Source organism: Spiroplasma sp. Moj, assembly GCF_016082285.1.
Taxonomy (GTDB): domain Bacteria; phylum Bacillota_I; class Bacilli_A; order Mycoplasmatales; family Mycoplasmataceae; genus Spiroplasma; species Spiroplasma phoeniceum.
Genome location: NZ_MQTY02000122.1, coordinates 1 through 2,795 on the forward strand (window position 1 = coordinate 1; position 2,795 = coordinate 2,795).

Here is a 2,795-nt window from a genome sequence, read left to right on the forward strand (position 1 = left end):
TTAGCAAAATTTCATAATTTTAGATTCCTATAATTTCTATTTTAAATATATTTTATAGGAATTTTAAAATAACTAGGTTATGCAAGAAGTCTATTATATTGATAATCATCATTTATCTAGTTTTAAGGATGATTATCAAAAAATTGATGAAATCCCCTTTGATTTTAATCGGCGTAAATTAACGGTTGTTGTTTCAGGCAAAGACAAACATCATACTTTAATCTGTAAAGGGGCAATTGAAGAAATTATGTGAAAACCATATACATTTTAGACCACTGATTTAGTCTTTAAATTAGAATNNANATNNAAATNNNNAATAATTTACATATAATATATACAGAGAGAGAATGGGTGAGAAGGAGCAGATGAGAGAGAAAGAGAGGGAGTTATTGAGGTAGAGAGGGAGTAAGGGAGGCAAAAGGCGAAAAAAAAGAGAGAATGGGTGAGGGGAGTTGACAAGAGAGAGAGGACGCGTGCGAGGAGTAGTAGTGCTAGAGAATGGGTGAGAGGATTACACAAGAGAGAGAGAGAGAGATAGGGGGAATAATTGAGAGGTAGAGATAAAGATAAATTGAGAAAANNANNGNAANNACGNCAGANAGANNGANANAGAGANAGAGAGAGAGNGNGAGAGAGAGAGTGAGAGTTTGTGTGTGTGTGAGGGAGACAGACAATGGACAGCAGATGCAACGCGCGGATCGCGGCTCGCGACAAGTGCAGCAACTGCGCCCCAAAAAAAAAAAAAAAAAACNAAAANAAANAGGAAATCGATACCCAATATTTTCTTAAAATTTACACTAGAATCAGATGAAGCAAAAAAATGAAAAACAAAAACAAACGAAAGATACAATAGATAAAAATGCAGTTGAAGAATGAAAAGAAATACAAAATACAGTAGATAAAAAATACCAGTAAAATCCTAAATACAAATTACAAGATAAGCAAAAGACTATTGTACAATTTATAATAAACAAACACAAACACATACATACATGTAAACACACACACACACATACATAGACACAGCCAATCAATACGAATGCACTTAGTTTCCTATAGTAAATATATATACATATAAATATGTATATGAAAATACAAAACATAGAGTCTTAATAAATACAATTTGAAAACCGTACAAATTTATCTGCAACAATAAAACAAACCAGACAAAATACACCAACAAAAAGAAAACTACAAAAAAATGGCAAAAATGTTACAGCAAAAAAAAAAAAAAAAAAAANAAAAAAAAAAAAAAAAAAAAAAGACTTTTGTTTCTTGTTTAAAAAAATAACATTAACAAAAAACATTAAGTTTTCTTTTTAATCTTTATTAAATAATTTATTTGCTCGTTCTTTTGCTTTTTCTTTTTTAATTTTTTTAATTGATTCTTTAATGTGACTCCGACGAACTTGTTTTTTAAATTCATCAATTTCCGCTTTTCGTTTTTTCTTATAACCAGGTTTAATTTTTTTATTATTATCTTTTGTTTTATAACGATGAATAATTTTATTAATTTCATTCTCAACTGCAAGAGAAGATTGTTTTTTAGGCTTATCATCACTAAGAACTGTTTCAACTAATTCTCCTTGTTGATTTCATTTCTTTGTTTTAAAAGTAATTCCTTTTGTCATTAATTGTTGCACTAAATTTAAATTTTTTGTATCATAAAAAACATAACTATAACCAGTATAATTTGCCCGTCCAGTACGACCACTACGATGAATATAATATTCTAAATCATTTGGTAAATCAATTGAAATAATATGACTAACACCAATAAAATCAATTCCACGCGCTGCAATATCACTGGCAATAACATACTTATATTCTAAATTTCGAATTCGTTTAACAACTTGTGTTCGTAATCGTGGTTCTAATCCAGCATGTAATTGGATAACAGAATAATTATGTTCTAATAACAAATCATAATACTTATTAATATCTGTTTTTTTATTAACAAAAATTAAACATAAATATGGATCAAATGTTTTTAAAAGTTTTAATAAAATTGTTTCTCGTTCTTGATGTTTTGTTGGAATTAAAATATGTGTAATGTTTTGATTTGTTATTTGATTGGCATTTAAATCTAAATAATGTGGATTTTTTAAATACTTGATTAAAAAAGGTTTTAACTCAGGCGGAATTGTTGCAGAAAAAACAGATACTTGAACATTAGGATTCACTTTGCTTAAAATATAATCAACATTTTCAATAAAACCTAAATCAAAAAGCATATCACATTCATCAATAATAAAAGTTGTTAATTTACCTAAATTTAGACTTTGTTGTTCAAACAAATCTTTTAGTCGCTTTGGAGTGGCAATAATAATGTGGGGTTGAATTCGTTGCAATTGTTCAATTTGACGTTTAATATCTTCGCCACCAATAAAATAATTAACTTGTAAATTTGGTTCAAATTTTTTAAAAAAACGAATATTATCATAAATTTGTTTTGCTAATTCACGGGTTGGGGTTACAATAATAGATTGAATTTTTGCTTGCTCATAATTTATATTATTTAAAATTGGTAAACAAAACGCAAATGTTTTTCCAGTTCCTGTATGTGCCTTACATATAACATTTTGATGTTTTAATAATAATGGCATTACTTTTTCTTGCACAATAGTTGGTTCAACAAATTTTAATTCAGCAAGGCCTAAATTTAAAAACCGCTTAAAACCAAATTGATTAAAATTACTCATAATTTAACCCCCCTTTTCTCACCTTCCAAATTATAACATATTTAAAAAATGAAATTATTGCTAATTTCATTAGACTTCTTGCATAACCTAGTT

The 2,795-nt window shown here is 27.7% G+C and carries 1 protein-coding gene and 1 pseudogene; one reads left to right on the top strand and one right to left on the bottom strand.

Annotation, left to right across the window (positions count from 1 at the left end):
* Nucleotides 1–88: 88 nt before the first annotated feature.
* Nucleotides 89–250: pseudogene (locus BST80_RS04865) on the top strand (hypothetical protein); the annotation flags it as partial.
* Nucleotides 251–1,319: 1,069 nt separating this feature from the next.
* Here BST80_RS04865 and BST80_RS04870 read toward each other — a convergent pair.
* Nucleotides 1,320–2,702: a DEAD/DEAH box helicase gene (locus BST80_RS04870; RefSeq protein ID WP_415746215.1), complete on the bottom strand. Its 1,383-nt coding sequence runs from the start codon at nt 2,700–2,702 to the stop codon at nt 1,320–1,322.
* Nucleotides 2,703–2,795: the final 93 nt, after the last annotated feature.